General features: G+C 63.9%; 13 protein-coding genes and 1 tRNA gene. 4 read left to right on the top strand and 10 right to left on the bottom strand.

The features are described from left to right. From ACFPPB_RS07490 to recD, 4 genes are all read left to right on the top strand, one after another. Positions 1–267: hypothetical protein (locus tag ACFPPB_RS07490; protein WP_377325914.1), on the top strand; the 267-nt coding region annotated here is incomplete at its 5' end. Beyond that, positions 264–428 carry a hypothetical protein gene (locus ACFPPB_RS07485; RefSeq protein WP_377325912.1) on the top strand — a complete coding sequence of 55 codons (165 nt, stop codon included), beginning with the start codon at positions 264–266 and terminating at the stop codon, positions 426–428. The genes ACFPPB_RS07490 and ACFPPB_RS07485, both read left to right, overlap by 4 nt. Further along, positions 425–4030: a UvrD-helicase domain-containing protein gene (locus tag ACFPPB_RS07480; protein ID WP_377325910.1), complete on the top strand. Its 3606-nt coding sequence runs from the start codon at positions 425–427 to the stop codon at positions 4028–4030. Before ACFPPB_RS07485 ends, ACFPPB_RS07480 begins: the two co-directional genes overlap by 4 nt. After that, positions 4027–5889 (top strand): exodeoxyribonuclease V subunit alpha, encoded by a 1863-nt coding sequence (recD, locus tag ACFPPB_RS07475; protein WP_377325908.1) that lies wholly within the window; start codon positions 4027–4029, stop codon positions 5887–5889. The genes ACFPPB_RS07480 and recD overlap by 4 nt, the downstream gene beginning before the upstream one ends. 51 nt (positions 5890–5940) lie before the next feature. On the opposite strand, the gene ACFPPB_RS07470 is transcribed toward recD, so the two are convergent. From ACFPPB_RS07470 to ileS, 10 genes are all read right to left on the bottom strand, one after another. Beyond that, entirely contained in the window at positions 5941–6519 is a 579-nt protein-coding gene (locus ACFPPB_RS07470; RefSeq protein WP_377325950.1) for a GspH/FimT family pseudopilin, read from the bottom strand. 5 nt (positions 6520–6524) lie between these two features. Beyond that, a complete protein-coding gene (locus ACFPPB_RS07465; RefSeq protein ID WP_377325906.1) occupies positions 6525–6980 on the bottom strand; it encodes a type IV pilin protein in 456 nt (151 codons plus the stop codon). Continuing rightward, complete coding sequence (locus ACFPPB_RS07460; RefSeq protein WP_377325904.1) at positions 6970–11592, bottom strand: PilC/PilY family type IV pilus protein; 4623 nt, start codon at positions 11590–11592, stop codon at positions 6970–6972. The genes ACFPPB_RS07465 and ACFPPB_RS07460 overlap by 11 nt, the downstream gene beginning before the upstream one ends. Positions 11593–11609: 17 nt before the next feature. Next, a complete protein-coding gene (locus ACFPPB_RS07455) occupies positions 11610–12263 on the bottom strand; it encodes a pilus assembly PilX family protein (protein WP_377325902.1) in 654 nt (217 codons plus the stop codon). Positions 12264–12320: 57 nt separating this feature from the next. Beyond that, entirely contained in the window at positions 12321–13706 is a 1386-nt protein-coding gene (locus tag ACFPPB_RS07450) for a PilW family protein (RefSeq protein ID WP_377325900.1), read from the bottom strand. Between the two features lie 11 nt (positions 13707–13717). Further along, entirely contained in the window at positions 13718–14248 is a 531-nt protein-coding gene (pilV, locus tag ACFPPB_RS07445) for a type IV pilus modification protein PilV (RefSeq protein WP_377325898.1), read from the bottom strand. Between the two features lie 250 nt (positions 14249–14498). Continuing rightward, positions 14499–14574, bottom strand: a tRNA-Thr gene (locus tag ACFPPB_RS07440). Positions 14575–14628: 54 nt separating this feature from the next. After that, complete coding sequence (gene ispH, locus ACFPPB_RS07435) at positions 14629–15591, bottom strand: 4-hydroxy-3-methylbut-2-enyl diphosphate reductase (protein WP_377325896.1); 963 nt, start codon at positions 15589–15591, stop codon at positions 14629–14631. 126 nt (positions 15592–15717) lie between these two features. Continuing rightward, entirely contained in the window at positions 15718–16218 is a 501-nt protein-coding gene (gene lspA, locus ACFPPB_RS07430; protein WP_377325894.1) for a signal peptidase II, read from the bottom strand. A 136-nt stretch (positions 16219–16354) separates the two neighbouring features. After that, the gene (ileS, locus tag ACFPPB_RS07425) at positions 16355–19216 is read right to left on the bottom strand and encodes an isoleucine--tRNA ligase (RefSeq protein WP_377325892.1); all 2862 of its coding nucleotides are present in this window, start codon (positions 19214–19216) and stop codon (positions 16355–16357) included. Positions 19217–19223: the final 7 nt, after the last annotated feature.

Raw genomic sequence — 19223 nt, 5'->3', positions numbered from 1 at the left:
AGGCCGCATCCCGATCAATGTAGGAGCGCGCTTGCGCGCGATGCTCCCCGCGCAATCAACACCAACGCATCGCGCGCAAGCGCGCTCCTACACGGGAACGCCATGACCGCCGTCGATACCGCCGCCCTGCCCGCCCTCGACTGGCGCCGGATACCGTTGCAAGGCCGCATCCCGATCAATGTAGGAGCGCGCTTGCACGCGATGCTCCCCGCGCAATCAACACCAACGCATCGCGCGCAAGCGCGCTCCTACACGGAAACGCCATGACCGCCGTCGATACCGCCGCCCTGCCCGCGCTCGACTGGCGCCGGATGCCGTTGCAAGGCCGCATCCCGATCAATGTAGGAGCGCGCTTGCGCGCGATGCTCCCCGCGCAATCAACACCAACGCATCGCGCGCAAGCGCGCTCCTACACGGGAACGCCATGACCGCCGTCGATACCGCCGCCCTGCCCGCCCTCGACTGGCGCCGGATGCCGTTGCAGGGACGCATCCTGATCGAGGCCAGCGCCGGTACCGGCAAGACCTGGAACATCGGCCTGATCTATCTGCGGCTGCTGCTGGAACGCGACTTGCGGGTGGAGCAAATCCTGGTGACCACGTTCACCGATGCCGCCGCGCAGGAGTTGCACGAGCGTTTGCGGCGGCGGCTGGTCGAAGCCGAATCGCTGCTCGAATCCACTCCCGTCGAACGCGCCGGCAACGACTCGCTGCAGAGCTATCTGGCGATGCTCTGCCCCGACGCGGACAGTCGTCGTCACGCGTTGCGCAAGATCCAGCTGGCCCGCACCGACCTGGACCGTGCGCCGGTCTCGACCATCCACGCGCTGTGCCAGCGCATCCAGCGCGACTACCCGTTGGAAAGCGGCGCCGCGTTCGCCAACGACAAGCTGTTCGACGAGCAGCAACTGCAGCGCGAATGCGTGGAGGATTTCTGGCGTCGTCGGTATCTCGTCGGCGAGGTCGACCCGCGCGAGGCCGCACTGCTGATGAAGGGTGGCCCGGAAGGCCTGCTGCGCGATCTCGGCGGACTGGCCAACAGCACCGACGCGCAGATCGAAGCCGGCGGCCTGGTCGAACTCGAACACCGGATCGCCGCACTGCGCACGGAAGCCACCATCACCGAGCTGCAGCGACTGGCCGGCGACAAGTCGCTGTACGGCTCACGCAAGACGGCGCTGTCGAACCGGCTCGGCAAAGTCGCCGCAGCACTCCGCGATGACGACGAAGAACAACTGGCGGGCGCACTCGACAAGACGTTCGAGCCGGACAACGTACTCGAACAGGAATCCCCACAAAACGCCGGCGCGCTGAACGATCATCCGCTGATCCGCGCACTGCAGGCCCTGCGCTCGTTGCTGCCATTGCGCACCATCTTCACCCGCGGCTCCGTGCTGGCCGAGGCCGCGCAAGCCTGTCGCGAAGAGATGCCGCGGCGCGCACGCCAGCGGCGCGTGCTGACGTTCTCCATGCTGATCGACGCGGTCTACGAGAGGTTGTGCGGCGAGAGAGTCGACGACCGGCCGGCCGACAATGTACTGGCCGACCGGCTGTTCGAGGCGTTCCCGGTCGCATTGATCGATGAATTCCAGGACACCGACCAGCGCCAGTTCGCGATCTTCGACCGGATCTACCGCGGGCGCGGCACGCTGGTAATGATAGGCGACCCCAAGCAGGCCATCTACAGTTTCCGCGGCGGCGACATCGCCGCGTATCTGCGTGCCGGCGAACAGGCCGCCCAGCGCTTTTCGCTGGGCGTCAACCATCGCTCCGGCCGCGCGCTGGTCGAGGCGTTGAATGCCTGGTACGGCCACACCGAGGGTGGCTTCGGCCACCCGCAGATCCGCTATCAGCAAGTCGCCGCGGCCGGCAAAGCCGACGACAAGCCGTACACCATCGACGGCGAGCCGGCGGCTCGACCACTGGTCATCCATCCGTTTCGCGGCGAAGCGAAAGACAAGCGAGGCAATCCGCTGAAGGCGCTGGGCGAGCTGGAAGCGCTGGCGCTGGACGACTGCGCCAACCGCATCGCCGAACTGCTCAACGATCCGCAACAACAGATCGACGGCCGGCGCGTGACGCCCGGCGACATCGCCGTGCTGCTGTCGACCAACAACCAGATCGTGGCGTTGCGCGCGCGCCTGATCGCCCGTGGCGTGCCATGTGTCGGCAGCGGTCGCGGCAACATCTTTGCCGGCGAAGTCGCCCGCGAGCTGGCGCTGATCCTCTACGCCGTGCTGCATCCCGACGACGATCAGGCGGTGCGCGGTGCGCTGGCCACCTGCCTGCTCGGCGCAACGCTGGAGCAATTCGGCGCGTGGCAAGCCCGGCCGGCGGCGTTCGAACGCGAGCTGGAACGTTTCGAGGCATGGCGCACGTTGACGCGCACCCGCGGCGTGCTGGCGCTGATCGACTCTCTGCTGGCCGCGCGCGCCACCGCATTGCTGGCGCTGCCCGAGGGCGAGCGCGTACTCACCGACCTGCGCCATCTGGGCGAGCTGCTGGCGGCAGAAGAAAGCGCGCGGCAGGGGCTGGATGGCCTGTACGCATGGCTGCTCGACATGCGCCTGGAAGGCGGCGACGGCGATGCCGAGGCGACCGACGAACGCCAGCTGCGCATCGAAAGCGATGCGCGCCGGGTGCAGCTGCTTACCATCCATGCCAGCAAGGGGCTCGAGTTTCCGATCGTGTTCCTGCCGCTGGTCTGGCGTGTCGCCGACCGCACCGGTGTGCGCTCGCCGAAGCTGTTGCGCTATCACGATGCCGGCGGCCTGCGCTGCGTCGACCTGGGATCGACGGATTTCGTCGAACATCGTGGCAGGCACTTCCGCGAGGAATTCGAAGAACGCCTGCGCCTGCTCTACGTCGCGCTGACCCGCGCCGTGCACGCGGTGCACCTGTACTGGGTGGATCGCGGCCCGCTGCCTGACGGGGATGCGCTGGCGTGGGAATGGGCGGCGATCGACCTGCTGATTCAGCAAGTGCAGAGGAAGCTTGGCCTGACCGAAGGCGAAACCTCGCTTGAAGCGATGGCCACGGTACTCGGCGGCATCCGGCTGTCCGCGCCGTTCGCGGATACGTTCACCCATTATCGGGCGCCGATCGAGGCGCCATCGCCACGTGCCGCGCAAACCCCGTCGCCCGGTTTGCGCCCGTTCCAGTGGTTGCACAGTTTCAGCGGATTGACCCGTTATGCCGCGGCCGCGGTGGTGGTCGACGACGGCGGTGCCGCCGATGAGACCGGCATGGCGGAGCCAGCCAGCATCGCCGATGAAGCCGCCGAAACTGCCGAAGACAGCCGGCTGCTGAGCTTGTATCCCTTGCGCGGCCCGCGCTTTGGCGACGCCGTGCATCAGGTACTGGAACTGGCCAAGCCAGGCCCGGTCTGGCCCGAGCAGCGCCAGCTGCTGCATAGCCAACTCACGGCGCAAGCGGTCGCGGCCGACAGCGAGGCGCTGGAGCGGGTCGGCAAGATGATCGATCGCGCACGCCAGGCCGATCTCGGCGATGGCCTGCGGCTGATCGACGTTTCCGCCGAGCATCGCATCGTCGAATTCGAATTCCAGTTTCCCGTGCGGCAAGTACCACTGGCTCGTCTGCGCCGGCTCTGCGTCGCCCATGGCCAGCCCGACGCGGTGCCGGCCAGCCTCGACGCGATGACGCTGAACGGCATGCTGACCGGCTTTGCCGACCTGATCCTCGCGTGGAATGGCCGCTTCCATGTGCTCGACTACAAGACCAACTGGCTGGGTGCGCGGCTGCACGACTACCAGGGCAATTCGCTCGACGCCGCGATGGCCGAACACCATTATCCGTTGCAGGCGCTGCTCTATACCGTGGCCCTGCATCGCTACCTACTCCAGCGACTGGACGGCTATACGGCCGAACGCCAGCTCGGCGACAGTTGGTACCTGTTTGTCCGCGCGCTGGGGCTAGCCCCCGGTCTTGGCGTGTGGCGTCATCGCTGGCCGGTGGCACTGATCGAAGCGCTGGACGATGCCTTCGCCGGCGTGCAGGAGGCTGCCGCATGAATCGCCCATTGCCGCCGACCGCGCCAGCCGACGAGCGTGCGATCGACCAGACCCTGGCACAGTGGGTGTTACAGCGCACCGGCTCGAATTTGCTCGCCACCGCCGTACGTGTCGTCAGCAACGCCGAAGGCCGCGGCCACTCCTGCGCATGGCTGAGCGACCCGGATACCGGTGCAGGATTCGACACCGAAGCACTGGCGGCAATACGCCGGCACGCATGGGTTGGCGATGGAAGGCACTTCACCCCGTTCGTGCTCGATGCGCGCAACCGCTTTTACCTATGGCGCAACTGGCAGCACGAAGCGAAACTGGCCGCGGCGATCCGGCTGCGCTGCCGACAGCGTACGCTGCCGATTCCGGCCGACATACTCGAAGGCGACCTCGACGCCCTGTTCGCGGGCATGCCGCCAGGCATCACCGACTGGCAACGCGCCGCCGTGGCCGCCGTACCCGGCGCACGCTTCTTCGTGCTCACCGGCGGTCCCGGCACCGGCAAGACCACGACGGTCGTGCGCATGTTGCTGATGCTGTTGCGTCGAGCCCGCGCCTGCGGACTGCCGTCGCAGCCATCGATCGCGCTGGCTGCGCCCACCGGCAAAGCCGCGCAGCGGCTGGTGCAAGCCATCGCCAGGGGCAAGGCCGAGCTGCAGGTTTCGCTATCCCAGTGTGGGAGCGCACCAGACCTGCAGGAGCTGTTACAGCATATCCCCCACGCCGATGCACGCACGCTGCATCGCCTGCTCGGCTATCGGCCGATGGACAACACCTTCAGCCACGGCCCGCGCAACCCGCTGGCCGAGGACATCGTGGTGGTCGATGAGGCGTCGATGGTGGACCTGGCCATGATGCGTCAGCTGCTGGAAGCGCTGCGCCCCGACGCCGTACTGATACTGCTCGGTGACCCCAGTCAGCTCGCCTCGATCGATGCCGGCTCGGTACTCGCCGACATCGTCGCCAGCACGCCGCCGAATCGGCTGCCGCCGGCCATGGCCAACCTGCTCGCGCCATGGCTGCAGAACGCGCCGGGCACGGCGACGGATGACGCACCGCTGGCCGGCCAGGTGCTGACGCTCACCTACAGCTGGCGCGCCGGCAGCGGCTTGCAACGCGGCATCGAGGCACTGCGCGACACGCCCGACCCGGCGTGGCTGGATACCTTGCTGAGCGCGCGCGCCGATGGCGACCTGCACCTGCGCCATTGCCCCAGCCCACGGGCCTTGCGCTCCTGCGTCGACGGCTGGATCGATCGGCATGCGGAACTGCTGCAGACGCTGCTGACCTTGCCGGTCGAGGCCGGCGCCGCGCTACAGAGCCTGCACCAGCTGCAGATCCTGTGCGCGCTGCGCGACGGCCCGTTCGGCGCGCACGGCCTCAACGAACTCATCGCACGCCGGCTCGCCGCCCGTTTCGGCATCGACAGCGGCCACGCCTGGCATCACGGCCGGCCGCTGATCATCACCCGCAACGACTACGCCCGCGGCCTGTTCAACGGCGACGTCGGCATCGCACTGCAAGGTGCCGAGGGACTGCGCGTGTGGTTCGAACTCGGCGACCGCGACGGCAACACCGGGCTGCGCAGCTTCTCGCCGCGCGCCTTGCCCGCCCACGAAAGCGCGTGGGCAATCACCATCCACCGCAGCCAGGGCTCGGAATACCGCGACGTGGCCGTGGTGCTGCCGCCCGACGAAGACAACCGCATCCTCACCCGCGAACTGGTCTACACCGCCATCTCGCGCGCGCGAAGCCACGCCGAGATATGGGCTACCGACGAATCACTGCGCGCCGCGCTGGCACGGCCGATCCGGCGTGAGGGTGGGCTGCGTGAGCGATTGCGGCCCGATCAAGACCCGCGCAAATGAAAACGCCCCCGCCGAACGCGGGGGCCGTTTCCAGTGACTCTTGTCTCCACGTCAGGGAGTGCATGCCGCGCCGACTGGCCACGATTTGGTCGTCACGCTGCCGGAGCCGTACACATCCAGCTCGGTGCCGGGTACTGCATTGGTGCTGCTGCCGGTGCTTGTGGCGTCCGTGCGGAAGCAGGTCGCAAACGTCAAGGGCGTGCTGGGCTTGAGCTGACCCTGCTGACCAAACGTAATGACTGTGGCGCTCTTCGATTGGACCGACACGCCGGTACGTGCCGTCGTGGCGCGCAACAAAGTCGCCTTGGTCGAATCATAGTTCGCGTTGGCGGATGCCGCTCCGGCCGGATAGGTATAGACGATCCAGCCCGACTCGAACGCCGTGCCACCCGCACAGGAGGTACCGCTTGAACTGGCGCACATCGATACCAGCTGGCCACGAGTAATCGCCTCCGTGCGGGCATAGGCCAGACTCGCCAGAAGTTCGTTACTGGTCGAGCTGACGTGGTTGCGGTGGATCGCGTCGCGGAAGCTTGGCACGGCAATCGCCAGCAGGATTGCCATCACGGTTATCGTGACCATCAATTCGACAAGGCTGAAACCACGTTGACGGGGCGACATGCAGGTCATGGCGTTCACCAGCAGCTGCCGTTGCTGTTGGACGATGCCGACGCCGGACCGGGAGTCTTGATCCCGGCATTGTTGATCGTCAGCGATCCGCAGACATCGTTGACCTGTCCGTTCTGTGGCGTCGCGGTGGCAGTGAATGCCTGAGCGGATGTACTGCCCGACGCCACATCCGATGTGGCCACGTAGTAGCCCTTCTCGGAATTCACCGGAGCTGCGTAGCCGACATCGCTGAGCGAGCCATAATGGTTGTTGGTTGCGTAGAACCGCTCCTGTGCATTGGCGATGCGCAGCAACAGTTCCTGACCATCTACCCGATGGGCGCGGTAGGCGTAACGCCCAAAGGCAGGAATCGCGATGGCGGCGAGGATCGCGATGATCACCACCACGATCATCAGTTCCACCAGGGTAAAACCTCGCGCACGCGTCATAGCTTGCATCCCTCCGCCGGCATTACTGGTCATTGTTCAACTCCCGCCACGATCGACGGCGCCAGATGGCGTCGTCGCCGGCCAATGTTCCGCCACCTGTCAAGTTGATCCCCGGGAAAATCAGCTTGCCACCACCGATAGACGTAGCCACCGGCACTGAGCCGCCGGTCGGGGGATTGTCGACGAGTCCTCCCACGGCCTTATAGGTGTTTCTGTCAGTTCCTGTTCCCGCCCAGCTGGACGGCCCCAGAGAAAGCCCATCACCGGCACCACCGGTCGCTGCGTCGACGATCAGCAACGAACCGGAGTTGTTGGACGAGCAGCCATTGCTGTTGTTCGGGATCAGCGTGGTGATCACGGCTCGGTTGGTATCGAACAGTGCGCCCGGCGTCACCACCACACGTTCTCCTCCTGCAACCAGATTGAAGTACCAGCCGTCATTGCTGGCAGGCACGCTATTACTGGTGATGCCGATGATGGTGTTGCCGGCATTGCTACCTGTACCTGCCACTTCGCTCAATGTCTGCTGCACCAGGTTGGAGGTACCGCTGACTTGGGTGCCGGTATCGCGAATGCCATACACCGCCTGCGTCGCCCCGCTGGTGGTGTTGTCGAGCGAGCCCAGATACTTGCCGGTCCCAAAGACCACGATGAAACGATTGGTCACCGGATCGGGAAACAATCGTGGCATCACGGTGATCGGCTGCACACCTTGCGTGGTCGGTTGGTAGGCCAATGTTACGGTCCACTTGGTGGGGTCGGAGTTGGTCAGGTCGTAGCGCCACAGGTTGCCGGCCAGGTCGCCGGCAAATGCGACATCGTCGATCTGGTCGTTGTTGTAGTCGCCGAGCACGGGTGACGACAGGCCATAACTGCTCACCCCGCTGATAGTGGTCGGGGTCTTCAATTCAATGATCAGGTTACCGGTCTGTGCATCCAGCACGAACAGCGAGCTGTAGCTGACAGCCGGACTGCCGCTACTGGGCGAGGTGTTGTTGGAAGTGCAGTTGGTTGGCTGGTCACCCTGGCTGCAATCGGGAAAATAGCCACCCGGCACCAGTACCACCCATTTGCCATTCGCGAGACGGCCGATATTCGGCTGTCCGTAGGTGTAGCCCAAGTGGGATGGGTCACCAGCGGTCGTTGCCGGCATGCCGGCATTGAACTCCCACAGCACCTTGCTGCCGACATTGGCCGCATTCATGCCTGTAGTGGCATGCGTCGGGTCAGGATCGGTGATATCCAGCGCATAGATGCCGCGCCCACCCTGCCCCAGACCAGCGACGAGGATCGTGTGCCAGCCTGCTGATGTCGTTGCCGGCGTCGTCAGAGCCGTATCGAAGAACACATCGCGCGTCACTGGCGTGGCGTCCACCGTGGGGGCAAACGAGAAACCTTTCTTGAGAGTCAAATTGCCGAGATTGGTGTACGCCGAACGGGGCACGTACGCCCACAACTCGCTGCCGGACGTGGCCGTGTTACTGCCATCGGTGTTCTGTGACGCATCGAACGCGTGCAGCATGCCGTCGTTCGCGGCTACATACACGACCGGCTTGCGTGCGCTCTGATCGCTGGCGAATTGCTCGTAACTGACGTTGGCGGTGCCTGCCGTTGGCGTCGTCGTGGCTGTGGTTTCCGGCGCTGCAGTGCCATCGGCCAATAACGGCCAGTTGTTGCGGTAGCCATCAGCCGGGTAAGCCACATACACCGCCTGCGAGCGAATGATGGCGCCGAGCAGATTGGAGCGCACGCGCATCGCGCCATTGGTCTCCGAGGTCTTCACACCCCGCAGCCAATCGACACGCGCCTGTCCAGTGTCGAGCGTGGCATCGGTGCTGGCAGGCGTCATCAGCAGGGTCTGTCCCGCACTGTCCAGGCTGGTGTACGTCTTGAACTCCACGCCGCCTGCAAATGCGCCTGTCGTAGCAAGCTTGGCGGACAGGATCACGCGCTGAGTCGGATCCATCTTGTTCAGCTCGTCACCTGCATCCCATGCCGGAAGACCCAGGGTGCCATCGAGCTTCACAAAGACGGCCGTCAGCAAACCACTCCAGTCAGACGAGCTGTAGCCCGTGCTGAAACCCAGGGTTCCGGTGGTCAGCACGGCGGCGCTGATCGCACTGGTCGCAGCCGGTACATTGCGGGCCGCGATGTTGGAAAGGATCTTGCTCAGCTGACTGACCAGATCCGTTGGATTGCCGGCACTGAAGAACTGACCGCGACCGGCAAGCGCTGCATGCCAGGTATCGTCGACGTTGGCAGCAATGCCGCCGCCAGTACCATTGGGTGTCGGCCAACCGACTGCGCCCGAGGAGTTTTTCGCTCCCTTGCGCAACAAGCACGCGTCCGACGTGGATAAAACCGCACAATCGGTATCTGTTGAGTAGTTCAATTGACCGCTGACACCGAGACCCACCAGATACTGGGACATGTGCGGCCACGTGGCCGGGTCATTAAGTGGATTGAAGTAGATCTCGTCGTTCACATTGGCCGCCAACACACTCGATCCCGACATGGTTGTTGAACTGACCACACCTTTTGTCTGGTCGGGCAGGTACGGGTTCACGAACTGCTGGCTCAACGGCTTGTAAAGATCAGAACGAAGATTCGTGGCCCAGTAGTGGAACGCCAGGTCCGACAGCGATGCGTAACCGCTATCGCCCCCGTCGGCTACAGGCGCGTAAATCGAAGTGACTCCTGCGGAAGCCGTATCCGGGGCAACCGTACCATCCGGCAAGGTGAGCGTGCCTCCTTTTGGCGCCAGCGTGAGGGTGCTCCTCAGCGGACCATCGCTGCCGCCGTTCCACAAACCATCAGTGACCAGCATGTGGTAGTTCTGCCGACAATACAGTTCGGCAGCGGGTGTGGTCGTGGTGGTCGTGCCGTTCTTGGTGGTGGTGATTGCCGGCTGCCAGTAAGGGTCCTTCAAGTTACCGGTAGTTGCAGTATTGCCATTACCTCGGGTGAAGAACTTGCCTGCACGATCCACGGCACTGCGCGTCGGCGTGCCACCACCAGCTGGCACCTGGTAGATCCAGTTGAAGAACGCGCTGCGATAGCAGTCCGGCGCTGTCGTGATGGCACCTGACTGCTGGATGGTGGATGGGCTGGCCGCGGCGGAAGCCGTGGCCGTGCAGGCGCTGGTGTCGATCAGGCTGCTGATGATGGCCGTGCTGGGCAACTTGTAGGTTGACGCGTCGAGATTCTGCCAGGCCATGCGGATGGTGCTGCCGAAGCCGCCATCGGCGGTGCTGGCGGCCAGGGTGCCCGTGCCGAACACACGAGAGATCGCAGAGCGCGCCATCTGGTTGCGCGTGCGGTAATAGGCATACCAGTTGGCGAAGTTCTGCCATTGATTGACTGACTGGCCGTCGATCGTGACCGTGGTGTTGGTCACAGGCACAGCTTCCCAGTTGCTCGCGTTGTAGAGTGTGTGCAATCCGTCGGTACTTGAACCCGTGTTGGTGGGGCTGCCCGATGCATCCACCGCAATAGTCACGCCCTGCATGAACCGGTAGTAGTACGGACCGCCCATCGGATACGTAACGGACGTGCCGTCGCTCAACGTGTGGGATTGGCCATCCATCGGGCTCGCGGCGTTCCACAAGTCGCCACCGCCACCGCTTACGGCAGCACCACTGCCACACTGCCAACGGTTGTCGCTGCCCGGAGTCGAGGTATCGGTCGTGGTAACGGTCCAGGTGGCATAGCTCGCGGTTGCACTGGTAGAGCCACCGGTAACTCTGGTGTAGCCGCGGGAAGAACTGCTGCTGGTTTGCAAACCCGTGCCGTAATAAACCGTCGCGGTGCCCGTACCCGTGCTGCCATCGGCATTGGCGTAGTAATAGACGTAGTTGCCACTGCGAGTGCCCGACGTATTGATCTTGCACGAACCAGCATCGGCGTTGGCGGCACAGGTAGTTCCGAAAGTGACGTAGCTGGTCGTGACAGAAGGATAGGAGATCGTTCCGGTCAGGTCAGTCAGGCTGCTGCTAGCTGGTTGGTCCAGATCCGCGTTGCCGTTATAGCTCGCGGTTGCATCCGGTGAGACCGGGTTCAATGGGCGGTTGACCGCGATGCCATCCACCCACACTTTCGTCAAGGTCGCGTCCGCCTTCGGGAAACTCGTGCCGTTCGCGTAAGCTGGCGGGTAATAGACAATATTGGGGTTGTAGTACACGCCGTTCATCACATGCGTGCCGATGCCGGACGTAGCCGTGGGATCGATCACACCGGCACAACGCCATGGGCCACCGCCTGAGCTGGTGGTGCTCGTCTGGTTCGAACCGTTGCCCCAGTCCATGCCGCTGTACAGAAAACTGCCTCTGGAATCGGTCGTCCACGGCGGTTGATCATTCACGCGACTGGACTGCATCGAACCGGAATCGTCGAACGTCAACACGATGTTCGGCGGCACCGACTGGGTCAGGTTCGGTGGTCCCGGACTGAGTTCCACCGTGCCGGCGACGGTCGTGGTGGCTGCGGATGCGGGTTCGGAGAACAGTGCACTACCGGCAGCCACCGCCGCCACGACCGACAGCGAGGCTGGTACCGGCATAGGCGCGGACAAACCCCCAGTCACGGTTAGCAGCATGCTCAACGTGGCATGCGGCAGACGCCGGATAAGAAAGTGACGGATAGCCATGATGCAGATGCTCCGGCTCAATTGCTTTTGGCGGCAAACGTGCTTTCAAGCACGCGCATGGTGTTCGGGCTGCCACCCGTGGCGCGGGCAGTAATGCGATAGATGTGCCGGGTAACGCTGGTGTAGCCGGTGCCGCCTGTACCGGTAGCGCCGGATTCATGCAGGCTACCGCTGACGCCGGGCGGCAATTCCACGCCCATGTCTTCGATCATGTACAGCGGGTTGTGAGCAAGATTGCCGGACTGACCAGCCGCTGCCACCGAGGTGTAGTCCACGCTGTTGCCGTAACCTTTGTAGGTAGTGGCACCGGCAGTAACCCAGCCCTGCTTCGTGCGGAAATTGGTGACATTGGTGACCGGGTTGGCCGGATCGAAAATATAGCAATCGGTAAAGATGCCGCTGCCACAGTTGAGGTGCGCACTGACATTGCTGGTGCTGGTCCACAGCTTCCACTCTGCACCGCGCAGCGCGGTCTGTGCACTCATCTCGGCTTGTTGCGCATTGTGCAAACCACCGGCCATGCGCTCCTGCAGCAGCGAACGTCCCGAGGCACTTACCGCCAGAATGGTCAGCAACAGCAAAAAGATCAGTGCCACAACCAGGACCGCACCGCGCTGCGCGCGTACGGATCGATGCATCCAGGGTGACGGGTTCGAGCTTGGGATCAACATGGCTAGCTCCATTGACTCACGATTCGGCGGGTGCCTTGTCGGCTCCGCTTGCAATCGTCATGGGTTGTAGTTGCGCAATGCCACCAACACTGTGAACTCGCGTCGCAGCATCTGGTCGGGAAAGCCCTGATCGCTGGGCTTGATGGCATGGCCACTGGGCGCCAACAATCCGGTATTGGTATCGGCGCTGTAGCGATATTGCAGATCGTTGGCGGCTAGCGTGTAGAGCGGCACCTGACCGTCCATCAACACGCTGACCTCGATGCTTTTTATCCCCCGCCACAGACAACCTGCACTGGTTACCGCATTGAGTTCCGACGGCGGACAGCTGGTGGAAGCATCGACTTGGTTAGCGGTGAGGAAGCTGGTGTTGCCAGAGGCGTCCTGCACGCCATATTTGAAATCCAGTCGCTCGATGCCACGTACCAGCTCATCCTCGGAACCGCCGTGGGCAGCATTCGCAATACCGCCGTTGACCCGACGCATCAAGGCGCCGGTAAAAGGCGCGTTGTTGTCGTTGTGGACGCTGACGACTTTCAGGTAATAGGTGACGGTCTGGAAATCGCGATTGACGTCGAACAACCTAGGGGCCGACTCCGGTTGCTGCGCAGCAGGAGTATTGCTGCTGCCGGTGCCGAAACCATCGGTGGTATTGACCACGGGAGTGATGACACCTGTAGAAGATGAAGTAGCGGGAAATATCTGCGCACTGGAGCAATCGGCCAACATGGCCAGATCACCGCTGACAAAATTGCCAGCAGGCGGCTCGCCCGTGAGCGGTGTCAACGTGATCGAAGTGATGGTGCTGACACTGGAACTGGTGGCAATCGTGCTCCCCCCGGTGCTGCCAATAGCCCAGCCGCTGGACGGATTGATGTAACGCACGGTAATGACATCGGTACCTTTGACACGACTGTTCAACGTTGTGCCCATGGCCGGGATCGTAGCTATCGACGCATTCGGATCAACCGGTGTGCAGGCGGTAAGCGAGCAGTCATACCCGCGCATGAACAGGAACGAGGGCATGCTGTATGGAGCGGTTGGTGCGCTTGGGTAAGTGATGCCGCCACTGGTGGCACCCCACGCCGTGGTGACATCGCCGAGCGCGCCGCTGACGGCGCCGACGGCGCCGATCAGCTTCCTGGCATACACCTTGGGCGCGCGCAGATGATCCAGGTACGTACCACCGCTACCCTGCAGGGCCACACCCCCGCTGTTGGTGCAGTACTGACCATTGGCCATGCGCAGGTCGGTACTGAGCCGGGTGATCGCAAAGCGCCCATCCTCCTGCAAACCTGCGAGCTGGTTCTGTGCCTTGTTGCTACTGGATGTGGAGGCAAACACGGTAACAATGCCAGCTGCCACCAGCAGACCCAGCACCATCGCCACCATCAGCTCGATCAGGGTGAAACCGTGCTGGTGACGCGGATGAACACGTGTCATGACAGAGGCCATCACGGCTGGAATTCCCAGACAAAGTTTTGGGTGACATTGCCGCGATTGGACGTGTCACCGGCAGCACGCTCGCTCCACTTGATGGTCATGGTGCAATTACCGCCGTAGGGAGGGCGCATGGCGAGTTGCGACGTGGGGTCATAGCCAGCTTTGGTAACCCCATCGCACGCAATGGTGGCGACGGGATTAGGCAGGAAAGTTCTGAGCTGACTGCTCCATAATTGCTGGTCGTGCACGGCCAGATCGGCCGAGCTGCAGGCAGCACCCGATCCACACCCGACGGTGGCGGCGGCTACGGGGTAGGCATTGCTGTTATAGGAACCGTTCCAGACACCAGTGGGATTGGCGCTCATGCGGTCAGCCATATTGCTGGCCAGAAATGTCACCTGAGTCCGCAGGTAGGCCGCGTGATTGGAACGCGTGGACATGACTACCAAGCCAGCCAGACCGATCAGGCCTATGCTGAAGATCAGCACGGCCATCATCACCTCGATCAACGAGACGCCTCGCTGACGCGACAAGACTTGCATGGAATGCTCCCCCTATACCCCTGCGCGCAGGGTACTCAACCGCAGGGGCCCGACCAGCCCCCAGCCGACGGGCGGTAGAAATTGCCCGACAAGCGGCTGGAAGTGACGCGGGAAAGGTGATCGAGGTCACGCGCGTTCCAGCCAAGGCGGAGAAGCGTGCCTTGCCATGGATCGTTCGCACTGAAGTGCGGAGGAACGGCTTAGGAAGCCCGGAAAAAACAAAGGCCCGCGTTGGCGGGCCCTTGAAGTCTGGTGCCGGAAATAGGAATCGAACCTACGACCTACGCATTACGAATGCGCCGCTCTACCAACTGAGCTATTCCGGCAAAGAGCCGTGGATTTTACGGTGCGGCGCGTTGTGGCGCAAGCGCGGGGCCGCCTCAGAAGCTGGCAGAGGTGCTGCCGCCGACGATGCGCAGCTCCTTCGGCAGGGCGAAGGTGATGTTCTCCGCTTCGCCGTCGAGCTCGTGAACATCGCCCGCGCCCCATGACTGCAGGCAGGCGATCACGTCGCGCACGAGCTTCTCCGGCGCCGAGGCACCGGCGGTGAGGCCGATGCGGGTGACGCCGTCGAGCCAGCTGCGTTCGATGTGCTCGGCGCCGTCGATCAGGAACGAGCGCACGCCCTGCTTCTCGGCCAACTCGCGCAGGCGGTTTGAGTTGGAGCTGTTGACCGAGCCGACCACCAGCATCAGGTCGACTGCGTCGGCGAGACGGCGTACCGCGTCCTGGCGATTCTGTGTGGCATAGCAGATGTCGTCCTTGCGCGGGCCTTCGATGTCGGAAAACTTGTTGCGCAAGGCCTCGATGATCGCCTTGGTGTCGTCCACCGACAGCGTGGTCTGGGTGACATAGGACAGCAGGTGCGGAAACTTCGGCGTGAGTTTTTCCACGCACTCCAGCGACTCCACCAGCAGGATTTCACCCGCATTGGCCGGATTCCACTGCCCCATGGTGCCTTCGACTTCCGGATGGCCGGCGTGGCCGATCAGCACCACGCTGCGACCGATCCGCCCTAACCGCGCGACTTCCATGTGTACCTTGGTGACCAACGGACAGGTGGCGTCGAACACCTTGAGGTGGCGCTGCTCGGCCTCCTCGCGGACCGCCTGCGATACGCCGTGCGCACTGAAGATCACCGTGGCGCCGTCCGGCACTTCGTGCAATTCCTCCACGAACACCGCACCATCGGCACGCAGTTTGTCGACCACGTAGCGGTTGTGCACCACTTCATGCCGCACATAGATCGGCGCGCCCCACGATTCCAGCGCGCGCTCGACGATGGCGATGGCGCGATCGACGCCGGCGCAGAAGCCACGGGGATTGGCGAGCAAAATATCCAAACTGACCTCGATTCGGAACCCTGTAGGAGCCCGCTGGCGGGCGATGCTTTTGTTTTAACGGTGGGTAGGACGAATTAAAGCAAGAGCATCGCCCGCCAGCGGGCTCCTACATCGTAGATGTGGCGATTATCGCACGCTGTCGTTGGGCTTGCCGGCAAACAGGCCGAAGACGATCAGCAGCACGGCACCGACCGTGATGCCGCAGTCGGCGAGATTGAATACCGGATAGTTCCACTGGCGGAAATACACGTGGATAAAATCGGTGACCTGCGCGGCATGCAGGCGATCGATCAAATTGCCGATGGCGCCGCCCACGATCAGCGCCAGCGGCAGGCCGGTGCGCCAGTCACGCCGCGGCGTACGCGCCAGCCACCCCACCAGCACCGTGCTGATCACCAGCGCCAGCAGCACAAAGAACCAGCGCTGCCAGCCGGCGCCATCGGCCAGAAAGCTGAAGGCGGCACCACTGTTGAACGCCAGCGTCCAGTTCAGGAAGCCGGGAATCACCGGATGCGATACGCCCATCGGCTGCAACGCCTGCACGGCCCACCACTTGCTGAGCTGGTCGAGCGCGATGACGGCGGCGGACAGCCATAGCCAAGGGAGTGCGTTGGGTTTGGGATTCATGAAAAATCAATACCTGCAAAAGGAGCCATACGAGAACAACCACCGAAACGCCTGTAGGAGCGCACCCTGCGCGTGATGCCTTGGTGACATGCCGCAGAGCATCGCGCACAGGGTGCGCTCCTGCGAGGATCGCCGTTTAGAACCAGCGGCGATCCTCGCCGGCGCCTTCGATATTGCTGATGCAGCGACCGCACAGCTCGGGATGTTCGACATGCCTTCCGACGTCGTCACGGCGATGCCAGCAGCGCACGCACTTCGCCGCGCCGCTGACGGTAGCCGATACCCAGACATCGGCACCTTCCAGTTCGGTCAGCACCGCATCGGCCGGCTGGCCACCGGCCAGATCCAGGCGCAATTCCGACGTGATGAAGAAGAAGCGCAGCTCGTCCGCCGCCGGCGCATAGCGCACCACGGTGGCGGCGTCGGCATGAATCGCCAGCTTCGCTTCCAGCGCCGCGCCAATCTGCTCGGCCTTGCGCATGCCTTCGAGTACGCGCGAGGCGGTATCGCGGATCGCCAGCAGATCGGCCCAGTAGCGCCGCTGCTCCGGTGAACTCTGCGTGGCAGCGAGTCCGTCGTACCAGGTTTCGAACAGCACGCTGTCATCGCGCTCGCCCGGCAGCTGTTGCCAGATCTCCTCGGCGGTAAAGCTCAGCACCGGCGCCAGCCAGCGCACCAGCGCCTCGGCGATACGGTACATCGCGCTCTGCGCGCTGCGCCGGCCACGGCTGTCGGTCGGCATGGTGTACAACCGGTCCTTGGTGATATCCAGGTACAACGCACCCAGCTCATTGGTGCAGAAGTTCTGGATCCGGGCCACCACTTCCGGGAAGTCATAACGCTCGTACGCGGCCAGCACGGCTTGCTGCACATCGTGTGCCTGCTGGATCGCCCACTGGTCCAGCAGCAGGCTGTCTTCGACCGACACCAGATGCTTCGCCGGATCGAAGCCGTCCAGGTTGCCGAGCAGGAACTTCGCGGTATTGCGGATGCGCCGGTAGGTGTCGGAGACCCGCTTGAGGATCTCGTCGGAGACGGTCATCTCGTTGCGGTAGTCGGCCGAGGCCACCCACATGCGCAGCACGTCGGCACCCAGCGTATCCATCACCTTCTGCGGCGCGACCACGTTGCCCAGCGACTTGGACATCTTGCGGCCGTTCGCGTCGACCGCGAAACCGTGCGTGAGCACTTCGTCGTAAGGCGCACGGCCGTGAATCGCCGACGAGGTCAGCAGCGACGACTGGAACCAGCCGCGATGCTGGTCGGAGCCTTCCAGGTACATCACCTTGTAATGCGAAGCCGTGCCCTGCTGCAGTTCCGGTCGCTGGCCGATCACCGCGAAATGGGTGACGCCCGAATCGAACCAGACATCCAGCACGTCGGTGACTTTTTCGTAATCGCTCGCCTGGTCGCCAAGCAACTCGGCCGCATCCAGCGTGAACCACGCATCGATGCCGCCCTGCTCCACTTTCTGCGCGACCTGTTCCAGCAACGCCACGGAATCCGGGTGCGGCTCCTGCGTGGCCTTGTGCACGAACAGCGCGATCGGCACGCCCCAGGTGCGCTGGCGCGAGATGCACCAGTCCGGGCGTCCGGCCACCATGCCGGCAATGCGCTCTTCACCCCAGCCCGGCACCCAGCGCACGTTCTTGATCGAGGTCAGCGCGGTCTCGCGCAGCGTCGCCTGCTCCATCGAGACGAACCACTGCGGCGTCGTGCGGTAGATTACCGGCGTCTTGTGGCGCCAGCAGTTCGGATAGCTGTGCTCGATCTTCGCGAACGCCAGCAGCACGCCGCGCTGGCGCAGCAGGTCGACGATGGCGTCGTTGGCCTTCCAGATGTGCATGCCGCCCAGCTCGAGCGGAGCGGCGGCCGGCGTGTCGGCACGATAGGTGCCGCGTGGCTCGATGTAGTTGAGCAGGCCGATGCCGTACTCGCGAGCCACCACGAAATCCTCGACGCCGTGATCGGGCGACGTGTGTACGGCGCCGGTGCCGTCCTCGGCGCTGACGTGCTCGCCGAGAATCACCGGCACCTCGCGCGGATAGAACGGGTGATGCAGCTTCAGGCCTTCCAGCGCCTTGCCCGGCGCATGGCCCAGCACGCTTGCGTGCTGCAGGCCATAGCGTTGCGCCGCCTTGTCGGCCAGCGCGGCGGCGATCACCAGCAGCACGCGCCTGCCGTCCCGCGACGGACCTTCGATCAGCGCGTATTCCAGCCCGGCGCCCAGCGACACCGCCTGGCTTTCCGGCAACGTCCACGGCGTGGTGGTCCAGATCGGGATGGCGACGATCGCATCGCCGGCGTCCACGCCGAACTTCGCCGCCAATGCCTTCGCATCGACCGCGTCATAGGCCACGTCCACCGCGGGCGAGACCTTGTCGCCGTATTCGATCTCCGCCTCGGCCAGGGCCGAGGCGCAGTCGAAGCACCAGTACACCGGCTTGGCGCCGCGCACCACGTGGCCGTTCGACACGATGCGCGCCAGGGCGCGCAACATGTCGGCCTCGTAGCTGAAATCCATCGTGCGATAAGGCTGCTGCCAATCGCCGAGCACGCCGAGCCGCTTGAAGTCGGTGCGCTGCGCGTCGACCTGCTCGGCGGCGTACTCGCGGCATTTCTGCCGGAACGCGGCGGCGTCGAGCTTGTCGCCCGGCTTGCCGAACTTCTTCTCCACCGCGATCTCGATCGGCAGGCCGTGGCAGTCCCAGCCCGGCACGTAAGGCGCGCGATGGCCGGCGAGCAGCTTGGACTTGACCACCATGTCCTTGAGGATCTTGTTGACCGCATGACCGATATGGATCGAACCGTTCGCATACGGCGGACCGTCGTGCAGCACGAACACGCTGTCGCGACCGGCGGTCTTCTGCTGGATCTGCGCATAGCGGTCGACCCGCTCCCACTCGGCCAGCCAGTGTGGCTCGCGCTTCGGCAAATCGCCGCGCATCGGGAAGTCCGTCTGCGGCAGGTTGATGGTGCTCTTGTAATCGTGGGTCATTGCGTGG

This window comes from Rhodanobacter terrae (assembly GCF_042657005.1).
In the GTDB taxonomy this organism is placed as follows: domain Bacteria; phylum Pseudomonadota; class Gammaproteobacteria; order Xanthomonadales; family Rhodanobacteraceae; genus Rhodanobacter; species Rhodanobacter terrae.
The sequence above is the reverse complement of the archived record's forward strand: the minus strand, read 5'-3'. Positions and strand labels throughout refer to the sequence as shown.